The sequence below is a fragment of the Corynebacterium sp. HMSC066C02 genome (genome assembly GCF_001814945.1).
Lineage (GTDB): Bacteria > Actinomycetota > Actinomycetes > Mycobacteriales > Mycobacteriaceae > Corynebacterium > Corynebacterium aurimucosum.
Window position 1 is genome coordinate 59,976 of sequence record NZ_KV818439.1, and the last position, 21,600, is coordinate 81,575.

At 60.9% G+C, this 21,600-nt stretch carries 22 protein-coding genes; 5 read left to right on the forward strand and 17 right to left on the reverse strand.

Annotated features, from left to right (window positions below):
* Positions 1 to 120 precede the first annotated feature (120 nt).
* The 8 genes from rdgB to clpS form a co-directional block, all read right to left on the reverse strand.
* Positions 121 to 732: an RdgB/HAM1 family non-canonical purine NTP pyrophosphatase gene (gene rdgB / locus HMPREF2996_RS02755; protein WP_070730007.1), complete on the reverse strand. Its 612-nt coding sequence runs from the start codon at positions 730 to 732 to the stop codon at positions 121 to 123.
* Entirely contained in the window at positions 726 to 1,454 is a 729-nt protein-coding gene (gene rph, locus HMPREF2996_RS02760) for a ribonuclease PH (protein WP_070443378.1), read from the reverse strand. Before rph ends, rdgB begins: the two co-directional genes overlap by 7 nt.
* Positions 1,455 to 1,476: 22 nt before the next feature.
* A complete protein-coding gene (locus HMPREF2996_RS02765) occupies positions 1,477 to 2,244 on the reverse strand; it encodes an MBL fold metallo-hydrolase (protein ID WP_070443376.1) in 768 nt (255 codons plus the stop codon).
* Between the two features lie 67 nt (positions 2,245 to 2,311).
* Positions 2,312 to 3,088: a glutamate racemase gene (gene murI, locus HMPREF2996_RS02770; protein ID WP_070730009.1), complete on the reverse strand. Its 777-nt coding sequence runs from the start codon at positions 3,086 to 3,088 to the stop codon at positions 2,312 to 2,314.
* Complete coding sequence (locus HMPREF2996_RS02775) at positions 3,088 to 3,810, reverse strand: rhomboid family intramembrane serine protease (RefSeq protein WP_083313771.1); 723 nt, start codon at positions 3,808 to 3,810, stop codon at positions 3,088 to 3,090. The genes murI and HMPREF2996_RS02775 overlap by 1 nt, the downstream gene beginning before the upstream one ends.
* Before the next feature lie 13 nt (positions 3,811 to 3,823).
* Complete coding sequence (locus HMPREF2996_RS02780; RefSeq protein WP_070730013.1) at positions 3,824 to 4,768, reverse strand: P1 family peptidase; 945 nt, start codon at positions 4,766 to 4,768, stop codon at positions 3,824 to 3,826.
* A 22-nt stretch (positions 4,769 to 4,790) separates the two neighbouring features.
* On the reverse strand, positions 4,791 to 5,327 hold the full coding sequence (locus HMPREF2996_RS02785; protein ID WP_070645914.1) for a DUF2017 domain-containing protein: 537 nt from the start codon (positions 5,325 to 5,327) through the stop codon (positions 4,791 to 4,793).
* A gap of 4 nt (positions 5,328 to 5,331) precedes the next feature.
* The gene (gene clpS / locus HMPREF2996_RS02790; protein ID WP_012715272.1) at positions 5,332 to 5,667 is read right to left on the reverse strand and encodes an ATP-dependent Clp protease adapter ClpS; all 336 of its coding nucleotides are present in this window, start codon (positions 5,665 to 5,667) and stop codon (positions 5,332 to 5,334) included.
* An 88-nt stretch (positions 5,668 to 5,755) separates the two neighbouring features.
* Here clpS and HMPREF2996_RS02795 point away from each other — a divergent pair, with 88 nt between their 5' ends.
* The 3 genes from HMPREF2996_RS02795 to HMPREF2996_RS02805 are packed head-to-tail and all read left to right on the forward strand — an operon-like array spanning position 5,756 to position 9,726.
* The gene (locus HMPREF2996_RS02795) at positions 5,756 to 6,334 is read left to right on the forward strand and encodes a spore germination YkwD domain-containing protein (RefSeq protein WP_070711196.1); all 579 of its coding nucleotides are present in this window, start codon (positions 5,756 to 5,758) and stop codon (positions 6,332 to 6,334) included.
* Between the two features lie 41 nt (positions 6,335 to 6,375).
* Entirely contained in the window at positions 6,376 to 7,728 is a 1,353-nt protein-coding gene (locus HMPREF2996_RS02800; RefSeq protein ID WP_070730015.1) for a nicotinate phosphoribosyltransferase, read from the forward strand.
* Positions 7,729 to 7,764: 36 nt separating this feature from the next.
* Positions 7,765 to 9,726, forward strand: coding sequence for an ATP-dependent DNA helicase (locus HMPREF2996_RS02805; protein WP_070443362.1), 1,962 nt, complete (start codon positions 7,765 to 7,767; stop codon positions 9,724 to 9,726).
* Here the strand turns inward: HMPREF2996_RS02805 and HMPREF2996_RS02810 are convergent.
* The 4 genes from HMPREF2996_RS02810 to nrdF form a co-directional block, all read right to left on the reverse strand.
* Positions 9,723 to 10,448 (reverse strand): peptidyl-tRNA hydrolase, encoded by a 726-nt coding sequence (locus tag HMPREF2996_RS02810; protein WP_070730017.1) that lies wholly within the window; start codon positions 10,446 to 10,448, stop codon positions 9,723 to 9,725. The two genes, HMPREF2996_RS02805 and HMPREF2996_RS02810, sit on opposite strands and share 4 nt — an antisense overlap.
* Positions 10,441 to 11,634, reverse strand: a complete 1,194-nt coding sequence (gene serB / locus HMPREF2996_RS02815) for a phosphoserine phosphatase SerB (protein WP_070443358.1) — start codon at positions 11,632 to 11,634, stop codon at positions 10,441 to 10,443. The genes HMPREF2996_RS02810 and serB overlap by 8 nt, the downstream gene beginning before the upstream one ends.
* Before the next feature lie 103 nt (positions 11,635 to 11,737).
* Positions 11,738 to 13,429: an aa3-type cytochrome oxidase subunit I gene (gene ctaD, locus HMPREF2996_RS02820; protein ID WP_070645904.1), complete on the reverse strand. Its 1,692-nt coding sequence runs from the start codon at positions 13,427 to 13,429 to the stop codon at positions 11,738 to 11,740.
* A gap of 339 nt (positions 13,430 to 13,768) precedes the next feature.
* The gene (gene nrdF / locus HMPREF2996_RS02825) at positions 13,769 to 14,758 is read right to left on the reverse strand and encodes a class 1b ribonucleoside-diphosphate reductase subunit beta (protein WP_070443354.1); all 990 of its coding nucleotides are present in this window, start codon (positions 14,756 to 14,758) and stop codon (positions 13,769 to 13,771) included.
* A gap of 104 nt (positions 14,759 to 14,862) precedes the next feature.
* Between nrdF and HMPREF2996_RS02830 the strand changes: the two genes are divergently transcribed.
* Entirely contained in the window at positions 14,863 to 15,573 is a 711-nt protein-coding gene (locus tag HMPREF2996_RS02830) for a FadR/GntR family transcriptional regulator (RefSeq protein ID WP_070525284.1), read from the forward strand.
* Here HMPREF2996_RS02830 and nrdE read toward each other — a convergent pair.
* From nrdE to HMPREF2996_RS02855, 5 genes are all read right to left on the reverse strand, one after another.
* A complete protein-coding gene (gene nrdE, locus HMPREF2996_RS02835) occupies positions 15,570 to 17,732 on the reverse strand; it encodes a class 1b ribonucleoside-diphosphate reductase subunit alpha (RefSeq protein WP_070730033.1) in 2,163 nt (720 codons plus the stop codon). The two genes, HMPREF2996_RS02830 and nrdE, sit on opposite strands and share 4 nt — an antisense overlap.
* Before the next feature lie 62 nt (positions 17,733 to 17,794).
* Positions 17,795 to 18,220 carry a class Ib ribonucleoside-diphosphate reductase assembly flavoprotein NrdI gene (gene nrdI / locus HMPREF2996_RS02840; RefSeq protein WP_070730019.1) on the reverse strand — a complete coding sequence of 142 codons (426 nt, stop codon included), beginning with the start codon at positions 18,218 to 18,220 and terminating at the stop codon, positions 17,795 to 17,797.
* A gap of 9 nt (positions 18,221 to 18,229) precedes the next feature.
* Positions 18,230 to 18,469 carry a glutaredoxin-like protein NrdH gene (gene nrdH, locus HMPREF2996_RS02845; RefSeq protein WP_070443347.1) on the reverse strand — a complete coding sequence of 80 codons (240 nt, stop codon included), beginning with the start codon at positions 18,467 to 18,469 and terminating at the stop codon, positions 18,230 to 18,232.
* Positions 18,470 to 18,947: 478 nt separating this feature from the next.
* Entirely contained in the window at positions 18,948 to 19,070 is a 123-nt protein-coding gene (gene ykgO / locus HMPREF2996_RS02850; protein WP_003847162.1) for a type B 50S ribosomal protein L36, read from the reverse strand.
* Between the two features lie 123 nt (positions 19,071 to 19,193).
* A complete protein-coding gene (locus tag HMPREF2996_RS02855; RefSeq protein WP_070730021.1) occupies positions 19,194 to 20,522 on the reverse strand; it encodes a sugar porter family MFS transporter in 1,329 nt (442 codons plus the stop codon).
* 27 nt (positions 20,523 to 20,549) lie between these two features.
* Between HMPREF2996_RS02855 and nadE the strand changes: the two genes are divergently transcribed.
* Positions 20,550 to 21,374 carry an ammonia-dependent NAD(+) synthetase gene (nadE, locus tag HMPREF2996_RS02860; RefSeq protein WP_070730023.1) on the forward strand — a complete coding sequence of 275 codons (825 nt, stop codon included), beginning with the start codon at positions 20,550 to 20,552 and terminating at the stop codon, positions 21,372 to 21,374.
* The last annotated feature ends 226 nt before the right edge of the window (positions 21,375 to 21,600 follow it).

The window sequence follows — 21,600 nt, forward strand, 5'->3', positions numbered from 1 at the left end:
CGGTTTCCGTGCGGGGTCTTGTCGTCACAGCGCTCGGCAAGCCAGCCCAGCTCGCGGATACCGGGATTGCGGTCACGGCTTGGCTGTTGCCGGGGCTTGCGGTCATGGCCCGGCGGATGCTTAGGCTTGGCCGGCAAGCGCCGCTAGGGGTTCACGCAGCTGCGCCAGCGCGCGGCCGCGGTGCGAGACAGCGTTCTTCTCCTCCGGGGACATCTCCGCGGCAGAGCGGGATTCGCCTTCGGGCTGGAAGAGGGGATCGTAACCAAAGCCATTTTCGCCCTGTGGGGCGGTGAGCAAGGCGCCTGGCCAGCGGCCCTCCACCACGTGTTCCTGCCCATCCGGGGTCACCAGCGCGCAGACCGACACGAAGGCAGCCGCGCGACGTTCAGCGGGTACATGGGACATCTGTCCCAGTAGTAGCTGGTTATTCGCTTCATCGTCTCCGTGGCTGCCCGACCACCGAGCGGAGAGCACACCCGGCATGCCGTTGAGTTCTTCCACAGCGAGGCCGGAATCATCCGCAATCGTTGCCAATCCGGTGTGCTGCACCCCGGCGCGCGCCTTGATCAGCGCGTTATCGGCAAAGGTGCGGCCGTCTTCCACAGGCTCCGGGTAGGTTTCCACTGCGGACAGTGGGAGCAGTTCGATGCCCGCGATGCCGGCATCAGCGAGAATCTTCTCCAGCTCCTTAAGCTTCTTGGCATTATTCGAAGCGACGAGAAGCTTTACCATCCGAGGGCCGCCTTTTGAGCGTCGATAAGCTGGGCGCAACCTGCCTGGGCCACGTCCAACATGTCGTTAAGCTCCGCGCGGCCGAACAGGCCGTGCTCACCGGTTCCCTGAATCTCGACGAAGTCTCCGCCCTCCTGCATCACCACGTTGAGATCAACCTCCGCGCGGGAGTCCTCTTCATAGGGCAGGTCGAGGCACACGTGACCGTCGACGATGCCGACGGAAACAGCGGCAATAGGATCCAGCAGCGGCTCGCCCGGGACGACGCCCTCCTCCTTGAGGTAAGCAATCGCATCAGCCAGCGCCACATACGCGCCGGTAATCGACGCCGTGCGTGTGCCGCCGTCTGCTTGCAGCACATCGCAATCCAGCTGGATGGTGTTCTCCCCCAGTTCGGAGAGATCAACCGCTGCGCGCAGGCTACGCCCCACCAGCCGGGAAATCTCGTGGGTGCGGCCCTTGACCTTGCCCTTCATCGACTCGCGCGGCATGCGATCGTGGGTGGCCGCAGGCAACATCGCGTACTCGGCCGTCAACCAGCCCTCGCCGGAATCCTTCTTAAAGCGCGGCACCCCAAATTCCACGGAAGCCGTGCACATAACTCGGGTGTTGCCGAACTCCACCAAGACCGACCCAGCCGGATTGGTGGTGAAGTTGCGGGTAATGCGGACGCTACGGAGTTGGTCGAGCGCGCGACCATCGGCACGAGTGAAATCAGTCATGCCTCCTACCCTACCGCGCGTGCTAAAAGTCGAGCTCCATACCGGCGGCACCGACGACGATCTCACCGTCGAACTCACGGGCCGCTGCTTCATAGGTTGCCGCAGCATCACCCCACGGCTGCAGGTGAACGAGCACCAACTTCTTCACGCCTGCCTCACGCGCCAAGCGCCCGGCTTCTGCCCCCGACATATGCATATCCGGGGCCTTGTCCTCCGAGGTCTCGCCCCATGCGGCCTCACAGAGGAAAACATCCACGCCCTGGGCAGCCTCGACGAGCGCGGGCGTATAAGCCGAATCAGCTGAATAGCACAAGGTTGCACCGGTTTTAGTGTGTTCGACCCGCAAGGCGTATGTCTCGACCGGGTGAACTGTGCGGAAGGGGGTGATATAGACATCGTCAACAAGCTGGCGCTCGCGGTCCACCCAGGGGCTGAACGCAAACGTATCGCTCATGTCATCCACCCCGTCCGGAGCATCAGAGGACAAGCGGCCCAGGTGGGTTTCGGTAGTACTGGGCCCGAGGCAGAAATTGCGGGACGCCGCGGGTGCTGTGGGGTGGAAGCGCCGCCACACCATCAAAGACGGAAAGTCCAAGCAGTGATCGGCATGAAGATGAGTTAACGCCACGTGTGCATCGCAAGGATCCTGAAGTTCCTGCAGGCGTGCAAGCGTACCCGGGCCCAAATCCATGATGATGGACGGAGCAGAGGGGAAAGACAAGAGATAGCCAGAGGCCGGATTACCCACAGTGGGCACCGAGCCGGAACAGCCTAGGATGGTCAGCTTCATGCGTTCAATAGTTCCACGAAACAATGGGGGATGCGGGATTTGGGTCGATTGTACATCCTCACCCGCTCTAAATCTTGGGCCCCAGGAAGCGCGCGGCTAAACGCTCGAAGGCCGCGTGGTCGCCAGTGGACTCGAAACTACGTGTGGGTACCTGCCCTACTGGGGCCAGCATGTCTGTGTTGGTGAGGATGCGCAGGACATCCTTCGCAGTCTCCTCCGCCGAAGACACCAACGTGACGTTATCTCCGATGGCGAGCTGGATGACGCCCGTCAGCAGCGGATAATGTGTGCAGCCAAGAACGAGCGTATCGACGCCCGCCGATTGCAACGGCGCCAGGTAGCCCTCCGCCACGCCAAGGATCTGGCGCCCAGCCGTAATGCCGCGCTCGACAAAATTCACGAAATCAGGACAGGCCACCGCCTCGCATTCGACATTCGGATTGACGGCAAAAAGATCTTGATAAGCACCTGAATTGATGGTGCCCTCCGTGCCGATCACGCCAATTTTTCCGTTGCGGGTGGTGGCGATGGCACGGCGTACAGCCGGACGGATAACCTCCACGACCGGAATGTCATAGCGCTCCCGGGCGTCGTGCAAAAAGGCGGCCGTCGCGGTGTTGCAGGCAATCACCAGCATCTTGCAGCCGCGCTCCACGAGCTCATCGGCAATCGCGGTGGACAGCTCACGCACTTGGGCGATGGAGCGCGGGCCATAGGGCGCATGGGCGGTATCGCCGATGTAGATAATGGATTCGTCGGGAAGCTGCTCGATGATGGTGCGCGCAACGGTCAAGCCACCCACGCCCGAGTCAAAAATCCCGATGGGAGATGTTGCATCAGGCATTAGCGCGTTACTCCTTCGGGCGCGGGCTTAACCTTTTTAATCGGGTCATCGGAGGTGATCACCATTCCCGCGACGACGCCACCGATGGCACCGAAAAGGTGCCCCTGCCAGCTGACTCCTTCATAGATAGGCAACACGCCCCAGATGAGACCGGAATAGGCAAAGCCCAACCCCACGCCGACGAGAAATTGGCCCAGGGAACGGTTGAAGATTCCCCGGACAATGAGGTAGGCCAGCCAGCCATACACCATGCCCGAGGCACCAATATGCGAGGTCCCCGGCCCGCCCAACAGCCAGGTGCCGATGCCAGCGATGAGTACCACGATGATGGTAACTTCCCACCATGCCTTGCGGCCTGAGAGGCCGATCAGGAAACAAAAGACGGCACCGGGCAGTGAGTTTCCGATGAGGTGCTCAAAGTTCGCGTGGAGTAGCGGAGCGGTGAAAATCCCCCAGATGCCATTAAAGTCCAGTGGGCGTATGCCGTATTGACCCAGCTCGCTGCCAAAAAACAGGGAGTTGATGATGTGGATAACCCACTCAACGACTAGGAAGCCCACCGTTAAAGACGCTGCCGTCTTCAGGCGTCCAGCCCGAGTGTAATTCTTCGAATCCCCCGTGTTGAGAACAGGCTGCTGCCCCGCCCCGGGGGCTGCCGGGCGGGGCCGGAAGGGGTTGGGCCCATGCGAATGCTGCTGGCCAAAAGGTCCACTCGTCGTCATAATGACTCCAACTTTAGCAAGCGCGCAGCGAGGAATACGCCTCCAAACCCAGCCCCGGGGTGGCGCTCACCACAGCCTCGACGATGGCTGCCTCCACTGCGTCGGCAGCGGCGGCGCTTAACGACGCCAACTCCGCAGCGCCGATCCCCTGCTCCGCAGGTTGTGTTCCGGAGGCGGCGGCAAAAAGCGTATCTCCATCCAGTGGAGAATGCGCCGGGCGAACCGCCCGGGCAATGCCGTCGTGGCCCGCTAAAGCAAGACGTTTTACTTGGGCCTTGGTTAACGGGGCGTCGGTCAACACCGCGCCAATGGTGGTGTTTAGTTGAGAAGCCTCTGCGAAAGATTCAGCCAGGCTGCGGGCCGCGGCAAACCGCTTAGCGTCCACGGCCGGCGCGTCCGGTGCGCCAAACAAACGCCCAGTCTCAGCATCAATCACCTGCCCCACCGGGTTGGCTACAACAACCGCGGCGACGGTGAACGGGGAGACATCGATAAGCACGGTCCCCACCCCACCTCTGATCTTGCCTGCGCAGGCGCCGGTGCCTGCGCCCACGCTGCCGCTCGTAGCGTCGTGCCCTGCCAACGCGGCGCGTAGAGCCGCCTGACCATCCTCCGCCGTGGGGCGCTGTGGGCCAGCGAGCAGATCAAAAATGACCGCGCCTGGCACGATGGGTACGCGGGGGCCGGGGCTCTCCTCCCCAAAGACGGGGAAACCAATTCCCGCTTCCTCAAGCCCGCGCATGACACCATCCGCTGCTGCCAGCCCAAAGGCCGAACCGCCTGCAAGGACAAGAGCATGAACGCGCTCAACCGTGTTGTGCGGCTCCAGCAGATCCGTCTCGCGGGTGCCGGGGCCTCCGCCGCGCACATCGACGCCAGCCACGGCACCTTGTTCACCGCAGTAAACGACGGTGACGCCGGTGTCCTCACGCGTGACGTGACCGACAGAAAAGCCCATGTCGGGGAGAGTCTGCACGGTGCTAATCCATGATGACGTCGAGCAGCGAATCCTGGCAGAACGCCAGCCATTCCACGAGCGTATCGCGGTCCGCTCCAGGGGTATCCTCCGGCACGTCCCCGGCGGCGATGAAGAGGCGCAGGTCATTGAGCCCGGCGAGGAAGGCATGTGCTTCTTCCTCGCTGATAGCCACCTCTACCCCGCCGGTGGGCCCCAGCGCGGTGTTAATCACTTGGAGGTTTTCCAGCTTGGCGCGCGCGATGTCATTCTCGTGCAGCGAGCGCAGCAGTGAATTATCGCCGTCGAACTCTTCATCCCCTGCCTTTTTGAAGTCGGGGAAAAGGCGAGCCAGCGATGGATCCTCCGGTGCTTCGGTGTGGCCAGTGGGCATGTCGAGCATGTCCGCCAACTCATCCTTGGGGGCCGATTGTGCGCGGGCAATGATGGCCTCGGAGACGGTTGCGGTGAGATCACCTAAAACTTCGCGCTCCATGGGCTCGAAAATAGTCGTGTATTTCGCGCCACGCATGAAGGACTTTTTCTTTTTCCAAGCCTGCATACTCTTATCCTGCCTGCTGCATCGTGGCCCACAGGCCGGCGACTTGCAGTTTCTTCACATCGGCTTCGACTTTGTCACGCTCACCTGAGGAGACTGCCGCCTTACCTTCGGTATGGACTTGCATCATCAGCTCGTTGGCGCGCTTTTTGTCATAGCCCAGCACAGTCTGGAACACGTAGGAAACATAGCTCATTAGGTTGACTGGGTCATCCCAAACAATGCACATCCACGGCAGGTTTTCGCTCGTGGCGACGTCGACCTCAATCGCTTCATCCAGCTCCGGGGTGGCCATGGGCGAACTCATAACCACACCCGCGGACGTTTCTTTGTGCGCTTTCATGTCCTCTACCCTAGCCAAATTTTTTCCGGTAGCGAGCGGTTATACTGTCATCAACTTCTGACCTGATTGTCGTTTCCAGGTGGCACCGATGAATTCTTTCACCCTTCCCCCAGCCGTTACTGACATTCTCGCGGGACGCCAACCGGCGAAGGAGGATGTCGTGCTCCTCCTGCAGCGCATCCTCACCGTGCTCGTCCTCGGCGGCACGCTCGTCACTGCCGTGATTAGCCTGACCAACCCGTCGGACGACGGCAGCTCGACGGATGCGGAACCCCCGACGTCGGAGGCGTGCGACTACGAGCTTCCCGACGTTCCCGTCCAACGCCAGCTCGCCACCATCCAAGAGGAGCTCATGGAGGGGCTCAACGAGTGGCGCAAGGAAGATGGCCAAGCCCCACTGGTGCCCTGGATCGACCGCCAAACCGCAGCCCGCGAAAAGGCAGAGTGCAACGCCGTCACCAAGACGCAAGACTCGGCCGAAGAAAATGTGCAGATGGTTCAGCACCACCTGCCCTTGGAGGAGGCTAGCGGCTATCAATTCATGGAAGCCTTCCTTGCTTCTCCCGACCATGTGGCTGCTTTGCGGGATCGCCGGATGTCCACTGCAGCCGTTGGAGTGGCTTATAACGACGGCGAGGTCTACGTCGTCATTCAGCTTGAGGAATAGAAGAGCTGATTTTTCAGAGCTCCCTGAGTAGCATCTTCGATGTGACTACTATCTCAGACAACACCCAGGATTCTGGGTTCGGACCTAGCGATCGTTCTACGGCTCTCCTTACGGATAAATACGAGCTGACCATGTTGGAGGCAGCGTTGCGCGATGGCTCCGCGCACCGCCAAGTGGCCTGCGAGGTATTTGCCCGCCGCCTCCCCAACGAGCGGCGCTATGGTGTCGTGGCCGGCACCGAACGCGTACTTCGCGCAGTCCGGGACTTCCGCTTTACCGCCCAACAACTGGCAGAGATGGACTTCCTTGATGCAGAAACCAAGGAATACCTGGCCAATTACCGCTTCTCTGGACACATCGATGGCTACCGCGAAGGTGAGCTCTACTTCCCCAATTCGCCCCTGTTGACCGTGCGCGGAACCTTTGGTGAATGCCTGATTCTGGAAACGGTGATTCTGTCCATCATGAATTCCGATTCCGCAGTGGCTTCTGCGGCCTCACGTATGGTGGTGGCTGCAGATGGCCGCCCCATCATCGAGATGGGTTCGCGCCGCACTCACGAATACGCTGCCGTGACCGCTGCCCGCGCCGCCTACCTGGCAGGTTTCCAGGCCACCTCCAACCTGGAAGCCGGCTACCGCTACGACATTCCGGTCTCCGGCACTGCGGCGCATGCGTGGACGCTGGCGCACGTCAACGAGGACGGCACTCCCAATGAGGAGGCGGCCTTCCGCGGGCAGATCGAAACGCTCGGCGTCGATACCACCCTGCTGGTGGATACCTATGACATCACCAAGGGCGTAGAAACCGCCGTGCGCGTCGCCGGCCCCGAGTTGGGCGGCGTGCGCATCGACTCTGGTGATTTGGCCGCGGTCACCCGTCGCGTGCGCAAGCAGCTCGATGACTTGGGCAACCACAACACCAAAATCGTGGTCTCCTCCGACCTCGATGAGTTTGCCATCGCCGGCCTGCGCGGCGACCCCGTCGATGTCTATGGCGTGGGTACCTCAGTGGTTACTGGCTCGGGCGCGCCAACCGCCAGCATGGTGTACAAGGTCGTCGAGGTTGATGGCCACCCAGTAGCCAAGCGCTCCTCCTCGAAGAAATCGCAGGGTGGGGCTAAGCGCTCTCTGCGCACCTACCGTTCCTCGGGGGTGGCCGTCGAGGAGCTCGTGCTCCCCTTCTCCGCCGAGGCCCCAGACACGGGCACGCTGCGCACCCGCGAGATGACGGTACCGCTCATGCGCGACGGCGAAATCCTCGACAACCTGCCTACCCTCGAAGAATCCCGCGAGTATCTGGCTCAGGCCATCACCACCCTGCCATGGGAAGGCCTAGCGCTCACCCGCGACGAGCCTGCGGTTCCCACCCGCTTCGTTGGCTTCGGCTCTTAAGAAGCACGGCGAAGGCGACCGACTACACTGCCTGACATGCACGACACAACGGTTGACCTTCTCGACGCCGCAGTCTCTTCCCTCGGCGGCGCGCGGCGTGCCGGCCAGGTGCGCATGGCGGAGGCCGTAACCACCGCGTTAGAAAAGGAACGCCACCTCGCTGTGCAGGCAGGAACTGGTACGGGTAAGTCCCTGGCTTACCTCGTGCCCGCCTTCCGCCACGCGCAAGGAACCGGACACACGGTGATCGTCTCCACCGCCACGCTGGCGCTGCAGCGGCAGCTCGTGGAGCGGGACCTTCCGCGTCTGGCCGAGGCCCTCGAGCCGCACCTGGAGAAGAAGCCCACCTTCGCCATCATGAAGGGCCGCTCCAACTACGTCTGCCTCAACAAGGTGTCCCGCGCCGCCGAACTGGAGGATGAGGACGCGCTACTCGACGAAGACTCGGTCTCCCACCTCGGCCGCCACGTCCAACGTGTCTATGAATGGGCGGAAGACACCGAGACGGGTGACCGTGAGGATTTGGAACCGGGCGTGCCCGACCTCGCGTGGCGGCAAGTCTCCGTCACCTCGAACGAATGCCTCGGCGCCACACGCTGCCCGCACGGCGAGGACTGCTTCGCGGAACTCGCGCGACGCCGCGCGGCGGACGTCGATATCGTGGTCACCAACCACGCGCTGCTCGCCATTGACGCAGTAGCAGACATCAATATCCTGCCGGAACACGATGTCGTCATCATCGATGAGGCCCACGAGCTAGATGGCCGCATCACCTCGGTTTCTACCGCCGAAATCACCGGGCGCGCGCTGAAGATGGCGGCCAGCCGCGCCAAGTCTCTCGGCGCCAACGGTAAGGACCAACGCCTCGCTGAGCAGGCCAACGAGCTGAGTCAACTCCTCGGAGAATTCGCGCCAGGACGCTGGACCGACTTGCCAGAGGAAGCCAAGCAGCAGCTCATGGGTTTGGCGGACACGTTGGCCGACTGCCGCGAGACCATCGCCCGCGCCCCCGAGGGTGAGCAGTCCCAAGACCCGGAAAAATCTGCGGAGCGCCAGAACCTGGCCAATCACCTCGCTAGCCTCGTCGAAGCCATCGCTCGCATCCTTGACGTTTTCGCTACCGGTGACCCCGCCGCGCATGCCGACGTAGTCTGGCTGGAGCGCGATGAGCGCACGCTGAACGACACCCTCGCCGTGGCCCCGCTCTCCATCGCCGGGATGCTGCACGAAAAGCTCTTCGGCGAACAAACCGTGGTGCTGACCTCCGCCACGCTGGCCTTGGGAGGGCGCTTCGACGCCATGGCCGCGCAGTGGGGCCTGCCGAAGGGCACGTGGGACAGCCTTGATGTGGGTTATCCTTTCGACCCCGCGCGCAGTGGCATCTTATATACCGCGTCGCACCTACCGCAGCCGGGCCGTGACGGCCTCAGCCCCGAGACGCTCAAGGAGATCCGCGAGCTCATCATGGCTGCGGGCGGGCGCACGCTCGGGCTCTTCTCCTCGCGGCGAGCCGCGCAGCAGGCAGCCGAGGAACTCAAGCCCACGCTCCCCTTCGATATCTACCTCCAGGGCGAGGACTCCATCGGCGCTCTCGTGGACAAGTTCACGAAGAACGAAAACTCCTGTCTTTTCGGCACGCTAACCCTTTGGCAGGGCGTCGACGTACCGGGTCCTGCTTGTTCCCTGGTCCTCATCGACCGCATTCCCTTCCCGCGCCCGGATAACCCCCTCATGCAGGCTCGCACCGAGGCCGCGAAGGCCGCCGGGCGCAACGGCTTCATGGAAGTCTCCGCCACGCATGCTGCATTGCTTATGGCCCAAGGCGCGGGCCGTTTGCTGCGCTCTGCTAACGACCGCGGCGTCGTCGCAGTACTGGATAACCGCTTAGTAACCAAGCGCTATGGCTCCTACTTGAGGGCCTCGATGCCACAGATGTGGCCCACGAGCGACCCGCACGTCGTGCGCGGGGCTCTCCAGCGCCTAGTCGAAGCCCGTTAGGGGCGGCGCAGCGCGCAGACCGTAGCTGAGTCTGGGGCAACTTCGGTGAAGCCGGCGTCGTGCACCACAACAGCACCGGGGCGAGCGCATGCCGCTGCAAAGTCCGCAGTGCCGAGTTCGCGCACGGAAAGCGAAAAGTCCCGCGCTGCCCAGTCCTCTACTTCCTTGAAGCTCATTGCCGCAGCCAGCAGCATTGAACCATGCCCCACTTGCGCCGCAGCCTTTCCGGCGCTCATGGCAAGGGATGAGTCGATGTAGATCACGGGGGCGTCGGCAAGCGCGGGGCCCGGCTCATCCTGCGGGAGATCAGTATGGCCGATCTGCAGCTTGGCGACGAGCGGGTGCACATCCTGTACCGCCGAGGGGACGAAGACACGCGCGCGGTCATTGACAGTGACCCCAGGCAGAGCCTGTACATCGCGCCACGCCTTGTTGCGCGCGCGGCGGGCCACCTTGCGGATGCGGTGGCCGTACCACTGCCCCAAGGCCTCGGAGAAGGCCCCATCCTGCCCGGCCCGATCGTCGAGGCAGAGCTTGACCACGCCCCGCGCCGCTGCCTCCAACACCTCCGTGCGCGTGGGCGTGTCTTGCTTGGGCAGGTTGAGCGCTATCTGCATCGCCTGGATGGTCTCGGGCTTGTTGGGGTCCTCGGGATCATCCCGCCAGCTCCGCTCGCTGCACGCGGCCACGAGGCGACGGTGGGCCTCGCGGAGGTTATTCACTGGCGACTTCCTCCATGGGGATGCCCAGGATTTGCAGGATTTCATCCATGTACGGATGGTTGACCGAGGTATCCGCAACCTCTCGCAGTGCGGGTTTGGCGTTGAAGGCGATGCCCAAACCGGCAGCGGAGATCATGTCGATATCGTTGGCACCGTCACCAACCGCCACGGTCTGCCGCATGCTCAGGCCCGAATCCGCAGCAAATTCGCGCAGGAACATCTCCTTGGCCTTGCGGTCCACGACGTCCCCGATGACCCGGCCGGTGAGCTTGCCGTCCTCGATCTCGAGGGTATTGGCGCGCACGTAGTCAAGGTCGAGCTCATTAGCGAGGTCCTCGAGCACCTGAATGAAGCCGCCAGACACCACTGCAACGCGGTAGCCCATGCGCTTGAGCGTGCGGATGGTGGTGCGCACGCCTGGAGTCAGACGAATATCGTTGGCGGTTTCCTTAATCACCGATTCCGGCAACCCGGCCAGGGCGGCGACGCGCTCGCGGAGAGACTCCTCGAAGTCCAGCTCACCGCGCATTGCGCGCTCCGTCACCGCAGCAACCTCTGCCTCCTTGCCAGCGTGGGCGGCCAACATCTCGATAACCTCGCCGGTGATGAGGGTGGAATCGCAGTCAAAGCAAATAAGCCGCTTTGAGCGGCGTTGCAGGCCGGAGCGCTCAATGGCGATGTCGACGCCCTGCTCCGTGGCCAAGCGGGCCAGCATTGCGCGGACTGGGTCGGAAGCTCCCTCAATGGTGATGTAGAGCTCGAGACCGTTGAGCGGGTAGGTAGAAAGACCGCGGATGCGGTCGATGTTGACGTTCAGGTTGGCCAGCTCCTTGGCAATCGCCGACATGTGGCTGGCGTTGAGCTGGCGTCCTAGCACCACGACGACGTGCGTGGAGCGCGGCCGTGAGGTTGCCTCCTCTTCCCGAAGATCCACGTTGATGGATTGGGCATAAATGCTCAACGTGTTGCGTAGGCCCTGCTCGAGCGCTTCGAGGCGGGAGGCCTGCACCCGGATATACGCAGAAAGGGAGATACGGCCGGAAAAAATAGCCTGTTCGGCGTCGACGAGCTCGACGTTGTGGGAGCTCAGGACTCGGAAGAAGGCGGCCGATACGCCGGGCTTGTCGGGGCCAGAGGCGGTGACAACGGCGAAGACTTGTTCACTTTGATTATCCACGGGCCTCATTATCGCACACCGCGATCCTGGAATCTCCACCTACGGCAAACGCCGCCTCCCCATCGCGGTGATGGGGAGGCGGCGTTTTCAGGAGTACTCAGCTAGTGAGTGCTTAGTGCCCGACGTGTGCTTCCTCGCGCATGCGCTTGACCATGTGCGGGTAGTGCAGCTCGAAGGCCGGACGCTCGGAACGGATGCGCGGCAGGGATACGAAGTTGTGGCGCGGCGGCGGGCAGGAGGTAGCCCACTCGAGGGAGTTGCCGTAACCCCACGGATCGTCCACGGTGACGATCTCACCGTAGCGCCAGGACTTGAAGACGTTCCACACCAGCGGGATAACCGATGCGCCGAGAACGAAGGAGAAGATGGTGGAAATCTGGTTGAAGACCGTGAAGCCATCAGACTCCAGGTAGTCAGCGTAACGACGCGGCATACCCATGTTGCCCACCCAGTGCTGAACCAGGAAGGTGCCGTGGAAGCCAATGAAGGTCAGCCAGAAGTGAATCTTGCCCAGACGCTCATCCAGCATGCGGCCGGTCATCTTCGGGAACCAGAAGTACAGACCACCGAAGGCGGAGAAGACCACGGTACCGAAGAGGGTGTAGTGGAAGTGAGCAATCAGGAAGTAGGACTCAGCAAGGTGGAAGTCCAGCGCCGGAGAGGCCAGCATAATACCGGTCATACCGCCGAAGAGGAAGGTAGTCAGGAAGCCCATGGCGAAGATCATTGGGGTATCCCAGGTGATATGACCCTTCCACATCGTGCCGACCCAGTTGAAGAACTTCACGCCGGTCGGAACCGCAATGAGGAAGGTCATGAAGGAGAAGAACGGCAGCAGGACGGCGCCGGTCACGAACATGTGGTGAGCCCACACAGCCATGGACAGTGCACCGATGGCCAGCAGAGCGAAGACGAGGCCAATGTAGCCGAAGACCGGCTTACGGGAGAAGACCGGAACAATCTCGGAGATGATGCCGAAGAACGGCAGTGCCAGGACGTAAACCTCCGGGTGGCCGAAGAACCAGAAGAGGTGCTGCCACAGGATGCCGCCACCGTTGGCGGAATCGAAGATGTGGCCACCCAGCTTGCGGTCATAGAGAACGCCCAGCGCTGCGGCGGTCAGCAGCGGGAAGATCATCAGCACGATGATGGAAGCGGTGAAGACAGCCCAGGTGAAGACCGGCAGACGGAACATGGTCATGCCTGGCGCACGCAGGGTGAGAACCGTGGTGATCATGTTGATGGCGGAAGCAATGGTACCGACACCGGTAGCACCCACACCAACAATCCACATGTCAGCGCCGATGCCCGGGGTGTGAACCGAGTCAGCCAGCGGCACGTACATGGTCCAGCCGAAGTCAGCAGCACCGCCCGGGGTTAAGAAGCCCGCGAGCATCACGATGCCGCCGGTCAGGGTAATCCAGAAACCGAAAGCGTTCAGACGCGGGAAGGCCACATCCGGTGCACCAATCTGCAGGGGCAGAACGTAGTTACCGAACGCCCACACCACTGGTGTTGCAAACAGCAGCAGCATAACGGTGCCGTGCATGGTGAACAGCTGGTTGAACTGCTCGTTGGACAGGAACTGCAGTCCTGGGGTGAAAAGCTCAGCACGAAGAAGCAGAGCCATAAAGCCACCGAGGAAGAAGAAGCTGAAGGACATGATCATGTACATGATGCCCAGCTGCTTGTGGTCGGTGGTGGTTAGCAACGTCCACGCCTTGGAACCGGTCTTTGCATTACCAGTCGGCTCCGGACGTGTAGGCGCGACGTAATCGTCGAGCCGTGGCGCCACAGCGGTCATAAAATCCTCCTGAAGAACAAGCGTTTAACCACATCGGTATCACGCGTTTTCACGCGCCACACGCTCAGCGATCAAACACCTAGGTTTACTCGCATTATATTAGGCCACCTCAGGGCCAAATTTCCAGCGCTCTGTTATTTTCCACCGCCCTCGCTAGCCCCGTTTGGAGCAGATAACCCCTTGTACGCGGCCGACCCGCCGCAGCGCACCTTAACGCTCGGTGATATAGAACACAGAAGGTCGGTGCTGTAGGCCCCGGAAAGCCAAAAACGCACCCCCTGAAAGAATCAAACTTTCGGTTGATCCTCTCGGGAGGTGCGCGGTACCGACAGGGAGGGCTTAGAAGTCCCAGTCGTCGTCGGTGGTTTCCTCGGCCTTGCCAATTACGTAGGAAGAGCCGGAGCCAGAGAAGAAGTCATGGTTCTCATCGGCGTTCGGAGACAACGAAGACAGGATCGCTGGGGACACGCGGGTTTCATCCGCGGGGAAGAGACCTTCGAAACCTAGGTTGTTCAGCGCCTTGTTGGCGTTGTAGCGCAGGAAGCGCTTCACATCCTCGGTCCAGCCCAGTTCATCGTAAAGGTCCTCGGTGTAGTCAATCTCGTTCTCATAGAGATCGTAGAGCAAGTCGAAGGCATAGCCCTTCAACTCTTCCTGCTCCGGCTCCGAAAGCTCCTTGTAGCCCTGCTGGAACTTGTAGCCGATGTAGTAGCCGTGAACGGCCTCATCACGAATAATGAGGCGGATGATGTCGGCCGTGTTCGTCAGCTTTGCTCGCGACGAGAAGTGCATCGGCAGGAAGAAACCAGAGTAAAAGAGGAAGGATTCCAGCAGCACGGACGCTACCTTCTTCTTCAGCGGGTTATCTCCCTCGTAGTAGGACATGACGATCTTAGCCTTGCGCTGGAGGTTTTCATTCTCCTCAGACCAGCGGAAGGCGTCGTTGATCATGGGGGTCGACGCCAGCGTCATAAAGATATTGGAGTAGGACTTCGCGTGGACGGACTCCATAAAGGCGATGTTGGTGTACACGGCCTCCTCGTGGGGCGTGACGGCGTCGGGAAGCAGCGAGACCGCACCCACGGTGCCCTGAATGGTATCGAGCAGGGTGAGGCCAGCGAAGACGCGCATGGTGGTCTCCTGCTCCTTCTCCGTCAGCGTCTTCCAACTCGGGATGTCGTTGGACACCGGAACCTTCTCCGGGAGCCAGAAGTTACCGGTCAGGCGATCCCACACCTCAAGATCCTTCTCATCCGGAATGGTATTCCAGTTAATTGCCTTCACCGGAGCCTCGTGGCTAGCGATGTAATCGTCGTACTCGTGAGACACGCACGTCACCTCGTCTTGCTAGTAATTTTGGGGTTCGGTGCCATCGTACCCGCTAAAATTAGGGGCCAAAATTCCAGCGTGTTTTATACTTAAGTCCTGTTCTCATGACCCCAAGTTTCGATGGAATGACTGACTCCTCCGCTCCCCTCCTCAGTACCGTGCTCGACGCTTTGGGCACGGACATCGTCAGCGGCACGCTGGCAGCCGGTGATCGATTTACGCTCACTGATCTCTGCGCGCGTTTCGGTATTTCCCGAACCGTAGCCCGCGAAGCCATGCGCGCGCTCGAGCACCTAGGGATGGTCTCCTCGTCACGCCGAGTAGGTATTACAGTGCTCCCCATCAGTGAATGGGCGGTCTACGATCCCGCAATCATTTCTTGGCGTTTAGGATCCGAGAAATCGCGCGATAGCCAGCGCACCTCTCTTAATGATCTGCGTCTCGCCATCGAGCCTGTCGCCGCGGGCTTAGCCGCGCAGCACGCTTCCCCAGAAGATAAGGAAGAGATTTTGGAGCTGGCCCACCGACTTCAGGTCACGCCAACGCGGCGCGTGGGCGAGCACCTCGCCACAGATCTGCGCTTCCACGCCATGGTTCTCCATGCCTCAGGCAATGAAATGTTCACTGCGCTAAGCCCCTATCTCCTATCCATGGTGCGCGGGCGCTCCCTCTATGGTTCCCGCAAGCGCAACCCCACGGCCGGCACCGCACAGCTCCACCTCGATCTAGCGGAGGCAATCCACCGCGGTGACTCCCCCGAGGCAGAAAAAATCGCACGCGCCATTCTCATTGAGGCGCGTGCGAATAAAGACTAGAGCATGCAGGAAACGCAGCCCTCAACCTCGGTTCCCTCCAGCGCCATCTGACGCAGACGGATGTAGTAGAGAGTCTTAATACCCTTGCGCCAAGCGTAAATCTGAGCACGGTTGATATCGCGGGTAGTGGCGGTGTCCTTGAAAAACAGCGTCAGCGACAGACCTTGATCAACGTACTTCGTGGCCTCGGCGTAGGTGTCAATGATCTTCTCGTAGCCGATCTCGTAGGAGTCCTTGAAGTACTCCAGGTTGTCGTTGTCCATGTGCGGCGCCGGGTAGTAGACGCGGCCGATCTTGCCTTCCTTACGAATCTCAATCTTAGAGGCAATCGGGTGGATCGAAGAGGTCGAGTTATTGATGTAGGAAATCGATCCGGTCGGCGGCACCGCCTGCAGGTTGCGGTTGTAAATGCCGTGCTTGGCGACGTCCACCTTCAGCTGCGCCCACTCCTCTGCCGACGGGGTGTGGATCGAGGACTTGGCGAAGAGCTCCTTGACCTTCTCCGTACGGGGAGCAAAGTCAGCCGGATCATAGCGGTCGAAGAACTCGCCACTAGCGTAGTCAGACTCGGGGAACTCGCTGAAGTACTCGCCGCGTTCGCGGGCCAGCTTGTTGGAGGCGCGCAGCGCGGCGTACATGATGGCGGCGAAGTAGGCGTTGGTGAAGTCCAAGCCTTCCTCGGAGCCATACTCAATGTGCTCGCGGCCGAGGTAACCGTGCAGGTTCATCTGGCCCAGGCCAATGGCATGGGAATCATCGTTGCCCTTGCGCACGGAAGGAACAGAGTTGATGGCGGTCTTATCCGACACCGCGGTCAAACCACGGATAGCAGTCTCCACCGTCAGCGCGAAGTCCGGGGAATCCATGGTGGCGGCAATGTTCAGGGAGCCAAGGTTGCAGGAAATATCGCTGCCCAAGGTCTTGTAGGTGAGGTCCTCGTTGAGCTCCGACGGGGAGTTGACCTGCAGAATCTCCGAGCAGAGGTTCGACATGTTGATGCGACCGGTCTTGACCGGGTTCGCGCGGTTCACGGTGTCCTCGAACATGATGTACGGGTAACCGGATTCGAACTGCAGCTCCGCAACGGTCTGGAAGAAGTGGCGAGCGTTGATCTTCTTCTTGCGGATACGCGGATCCTCGACCATCTCCTCGTAGTGCTCAGTAACGGAAATATCGCCGAAGGCCTTGCCGTAGACGCGCTCGACGTCATACGGGCTGAACAGGTACATATCGTCGTTGTTCTTCGCCAGCTCGAAGGTGATATCCGGGATCACGATGCCGAGCGACAGTGTCTTAATGCGGATCTTCTCATCCGCATTCTCGCGCTTGGTGTCGAGGAAATTCATGATGTCCGGGTGGTGCGCGTTGAGGTAAACCGCACCAGCGCCCTGGCGAGCACCCAGCTGGTTCGCGTAGGAGAAGGAATCCTCCAACAGCTTCATCACGGGGATGACGCCGGAAGACTGGTTCTCAATGTGCTTGATGGGCGCGCCAGATTCACGGATGTTGGACAGCAACAGGGCCACGCCGCCGCCGCGCTTAGACAGCTGCAGAGCGGAGTTAATGGAGCGGCCGATGGACTCCATGTTGTCCTCGATACGCAGCAGGAAGCAGGACACCAGCTCGCCACGCTGAGCCTTGCCGGCGTTGAGGAAGGTCGGGGTAGCCGGCTGGAAGCGGCCGGTCATGATTTCATCTACAAGGTGCTCAGCCACCTTGGTGTCACCATCCGCCAAGAAGAGTGCGGTCATGGACACGCGGTCTTCGAAGCGCTCGAGGTAGCGGCGGCCGTCGAAGGTCTTCAGCGTGTACGAGGTGTAGTACTTGTAGGCACCCAGGAAGGTCTTAAAACGGAACTTGAAGGCGTAGGCACGCTTGAACAGGGACTTAATGAAATCAAAGTCGTACTGCTCGAGCAGTTCCGGCTCGTAGTATTTGTTGTCCACCAGATAGCGCATCTTTTCTTCCAGATCATGGAAGTAGACGGTGTTCTGGTTGACATGCTGGAGGAAGAATTGGTTCGCGGCCTCACGGTCCTTGTCGAACTGAATGTTGCCGTTCTCGTCATACAGGTTCAGAAGTGCGTTGAGCGCATGGTAATCCAGCTGCTCCTCTGGCTTCACAGGTTCAGCGACGGTCTTACCCAATTGCGTGGTCACGACGTTCACGGGCCTTTCTTTGCTATGGCGAAATGGAGAGACAAAATAATAGGAATGAGGCTTTAGGCGGCTAAACCTAAAGCAGCCGAGTTGGCCAAGAGGCCTTCACGGCAAATTGTGACATCTTCCTCGGTTCCGAGAAGCTCGAAGCGGTACACATAAGGAACCTTACACTTGGCGGCGATGACGTCGCCGGCCTTGCCAAAGTCACTGCCGAAGTTGCTGTTGCCTCCGGCTACGACAGCGCGGATGAAGCTGCGGTTGTGTTCGTCATTCAGAAAACGAATGACCTGCTTGGGAACAGGCCGGGTGTTGCGCCCGCTCATCGATGCCCCTCCCCCATACGTCGGACAAATCAAGACGTAGGGTTCATTCACGGTGAGGGGCTCATCGCTGAGACGCAGCGGGATGCGGGCGCTGGGAAGGCCGAGCTTCTCGACGAAGCGGTGGGTGTTTTCCGTAGCGGAAGAGAAATACACGACCAACATGACTGTTCCCTAGGCGCTCGCCGCCATAACGGAGAGAGCCTTGATGCGGTCAGGGCGGAAACCGGACCAGTGCTCACCGTGAGCCTCAACGACCGGCGCCTGGACGTAGCCCAGAGCCATGACGTAGTCACGGGCATCATCATCCAGGCTGATATCCACCGTTTCATAGTCGAGACCAGCACGGTCAAGAGCCTTCTTGGTGGCGTTGCACTGGACGCAAGCGGGCTTGGTGTAGAGGGTGATGCTCATGTGACGTTCCTTCAGCTTCCTTCGGCACTACACGCGGAGTGACTGTTGAATTCGATACCAGCAGGGCGCTTAGTAGCCCCATATTAAAGCTTTGAACAGCGGTGCAGAACCGCCGCTCAAGCAACATCAACGACACTATACTTTGTGCTCGCACCCCGCAACTAGCACTATATGTAGTAGTTACAAGGGTGATATTCCCAGGATGTAACCCGCCCCGACCCCACATGTTGACACCCCATCACTTCACCGATTGCCACGGCGGTAACTACACGGGTGATATTCCCTGCTCGTTCACCGAAGATTCACCTAGTTTGTGACAAACACCACTCGGGCCCCGGTTTTCGCCTCCCGCACACTGGCACGAAAGACTCCTTAAGCTCACAGAGGCAGTTTCAGCCCGGAGCGAAGCGGCAAAAGGAAACCGCCCCCTCCAACAAGCTATGAGCATGCTGAAGGGGGCGGTGCGAGTCCGTACGACTTAGCCCTGGCGAGCCTTGAAGCGCGGATCCTTCTTGTTGATCACGAAGACCTTACCGTGGCGGCGAATAACCTGGGCGCCCGGCTTCTTCTTCAGCGACCGAAGCGACTTGCGAACCTTCATCGGGCGCTCCTTTCGTTATGCGCAATCTTGATGCGATTGATTAGTTCAAAGCACAGCCGGGCAGACACCCAGCAATGACACGAGGAAAAATGTTACCCCACGCGCGCGCCATAACCAAAACACTCAGCTTTCGGAGTAGCGGGAGCGAAGCTGTTCGGCAACATCCTCGAGGCTCTTCCCCGCCGTTTCCGGAACGAGTGCGCGGGTATACCCCACCGCGACGAGGCCTAAGACCGCAAAGATTCCGAAGGCCAGCGAGCCGCCGAGCCACTCGACCACCGGCAAGAAGAACTGCGCCACCGCCCAGTTACTCACCCACAACGCCAGCCCGGCGATTCCCATGCCCAAGCCGCGAACTTCGGGCGGCACAATTTCTGACATGAGCAGCCACGTGGCCGGGGAGACCGCCGCCTGCTGGAATGCAATGAACGCCGCCATGCACGTCAGCGCCAGCATAGCCAGCGGCGTGGAATCATAGGCGAAGTGATAAGCCACAGCGAGGACCACGAGCGACACAACGTTGCCGCTTAATCCTGCTAGCAACAACCGACGGCGCCCCAGTCGGTCGACCACGCGCATGCCCACTAGGCACGCCGCGACGGACACCACACCAATCACCATCGACGTATACACCGAGTTGGTGGTGGAGATACCCACCTGGTTCATCATCGTGGGTGCGAAGTACACGATGGCGTTAACACCCGTAATCTGCTGGGTCAGGCCCATGAGCATGGCAAGCGCGACGGCCCAGCGCATCCAGCGGTGGCGTCGCAAAGCTCGCCATTCACCCGTGTTCGGCCGCGCGCTATGTTCCAACTCCGCTCCCCGCGCGCCAACCCGAGCGCTGACTGCGGCAGCCTCGCGCGTTCGACCTTGTGCCGCGAGCCACGCCGGGGTATCGGGGAGTAACACCATGCCGAGCGCCAGCGCCCCACCCGGGACCGCGGCCAGCCCGAGCATCCAATGCCAGCTGCCGCTTGCAGCCAACAGCGAGTTCACCCCGTACGCGAGTAGCTGCCCGACGACGATCATGAGCGTGTTGAGGGAGACCATCCGGCCCCGCACAGCCGCCGGGGTGATTTCGGAGATGTACATCGGGGAGACGATGGACACCGCGCCCACCGCCACGCCAAGGAATGTGCGGGCGGTAGCAAGTTCCGCAGCTGAGTTTGCTAGCGCACACCACACGGAACCAGCCACGAAGATGAGTCCGCCGGCGATGAGGGTTCGACGCCGCCCGATTACGCTCGCCACACGCCCAGCTGACAGCGCACCGACTGCCGCGCCAACCAACAGCATCGAGGTCACCAGCCCCTCCTCGTGGGCGGACATGCCGAATTCCGGCCCCACGAAGAGAAGGGCACCAGACATCACTCCGGTGTCATATCCGAAGAGCAGGCCGCCCAGGGCGGCTACGCCTGCGACGATCATGACGTAAGTATCTTTGTTCACGGGTTCCTATTGTCGCAGGCGGCTACCATGGGCGTCATGTCACATGAATCCTCAGACCTTCAGCACGACATCATCAAGGCCCTCGGCGTAAAACCCCGTATCGATCCAGCAGAAGAGGTTGAGCGCCGCGTCGCTTTCTTGGTGGACTATCTTCGCACCACCGGTGCGAAGGGCTTTGTCCTGGGCATCTCTGGTGGCCAAGACTCCACCCTGGCCGGACGGTTGGCGCAGCTGGCGGTAGCCCGCGTCGACGGCGCACATTTCTGGGCCGTGCGCCTTCCCCACGGAGTGCAGGCCGACGAGGATGACGCACAGATCGCTCTGGACTTCATCGAGCCTGACTACTCCCTCACCGTCAACATTGCCGAGGCCACCACAGCTCTCGACGGCGCCGTCGCCAACGCCATGCAACAAGACTCTCTGGGGGATTTCAATCGAGGCAACCTCAAGGCGCGTCTGCGCATGGCTGCACAGTACGCGCTAGCCGGCGAGGTCGGTGCGCTAGTCATCGGTACCGACCACGCCGCCGAAAACGTCACAGCTTTCTTTACCAAGTGGGGCGATGGCGCTGCCGACATCCTGCCTCTCGCCGGGCTCAACAAGCGCCAGGGCGCTCAACTCCTGAAACATCTCGGCGCACCGGATTCCACGTGGAAGAAGGTACCAACTGCTGACTTGGAGGATGACCGCCCCTTGCTCTCTGATGAAGAAGCTCTCGGCGTCACCTACACCCACATCGATGACTACCTCGAGGGCAAGGACGTGCCTGACGACGCCCGCGAGCGCATCGAAACCCTCTGGCGCGGCGGCGCCCACAAGCGCACCATGCCGCCGGGCCCTACTAGCGCCTAAGGTTCCAAGCCCCCTCCTCGCGGGGCTTTTCCTGTTCCGTTTCGGCACCCACCACGTGCGCCCGAGGCCAGCGTTTCCCCGCACGCCAGTGGCATCTTCTTCCCGGCGGTCAACTTCCTCCCTTCCCATAACGTGAGTCCGTCCGCCCCAACACCTGTAGCGCATATAGCCCCGTGCCCGTGATTGACGCTTCACCCCACCCCTGAGCTGGGTGTTTCTTCCTCCG

Bases quoted from the DNA above. Each gene is read 5' to 3' on its own strand.
- rdgB (WP_070730007.1), bottom strand. From the start codon at position 732: ATGGTAAAGCTTCTCGTCGCTTCGAATAATGCCAAGAAGCTTAAGGAG.
- rph (WP_070443378.1), bottom strand. From the start codon at position 1,454: ATGACTGATTTCACTCGTGCCGATGGTCGCGCGCTCGACCAACTCCGT.
- HMPREF2996_RS02765 (WP_070443376.1), bottom strand. From the start codon at position 2,244: ATGAAGCTGACCATCCTAGGCTGTTCCGGCTCGGTGCCCACTGTGGGT.
- murI (WP_070730009.1), bottom strand. From the start codon at position 3,088: ATGCCTGATGCAACATCTCCCATCGGGATTTTTGACTCGGGCGTGGGT.
- HMPREF2996_RS02775 (WP_083313771.1), bottom strand. From the start codon at position 3,810: ATGACGACGAGTGGACCTTTTGGCCAGCAGCATTCGCATGGGCCCAAC.
- HMPREF2996_RS02780 (WP_070730013.1), bottom strand. From the start codon at position 4,768: ATGGGCTTTTCTGTCGGTCACGTCACGCGTGAGGACACCGGCGTCACC.
- HMPREF2996_RS02785 (WP_070645914.1), bottom strand. From the start codon at position 5,327: ATGCAGGCTTGGAAAAAGAAAAAGTCCTTCATGCGTGGCGCGAAATAC.
- clpS (WP_012715272.1), bottom strand. From the start codon at position 5,667: ATGAAAGCGCACAAAGAAACGTCCGCGGGTGTGGTTATGAGTTCGCCC.
- HMPREF2996_RS02795 (WP_070711196.1), top strand. From the start codon at position 5,756: ATGAATTCTTTCACCCTTCCCCCAGCCGTTACTGACATTCTCGCGGGA.
- HMPREF2996_RS02805 (WP_070443362.1), top strand. From the start codon at position 7,765: ATGCACGACACAACGGTTGACCTTCTCGACGCCGCAGTCTCTTCCCTC.
- serB (WP_070443358.1), bottom strand. From the start codon at position 11,634: ATGAGGCCCGTGGATAATCAAAGTGAACAAGTCTTCGCCGTTGTCACC.
- ctaD (WP_070645904.1), bottom strand. From the start codon at position 13,429: ATGACCGCTGTGGCGCCACGGCTCGACGATTACGTCGCGCCTACACGT.
- HMPREF2996_RS02830 (WP_070525284.1), top strand. From the start codon at position 14,863: ATGACCCCAAGTTTCGATGGAATGACTGACTCCTCCGCTCCCCTCCTC.
- nrdI (WP_070730019.1), bottom strand. From the start codon at position 18,220: ATGTTGGTCGTGTATTTCTCTTCCGCTACGGAAAACACCCACCGCTTC.
- nrdH (WP_070443347.1), bottom strand. From the start codon at position 18,469: ATGAGCATCACCCTCTACACCAAGCCCGCTTGCGTCCAGTGCAACGCC.
- ykgO (WP_003847162.1), bottom strand. From the start codon at position 19,070: ATGAAGGTTCGCAAGTCGCTTCGGTCGCTGAAGAAGAAGCCGGGCGCC.
- nadE (WP_070730023.1), top strand. From the start codon at position 20,550: ATGGGCGTCATGTCACATGAATCCTCAGACCTTCAGCACGACATCATC.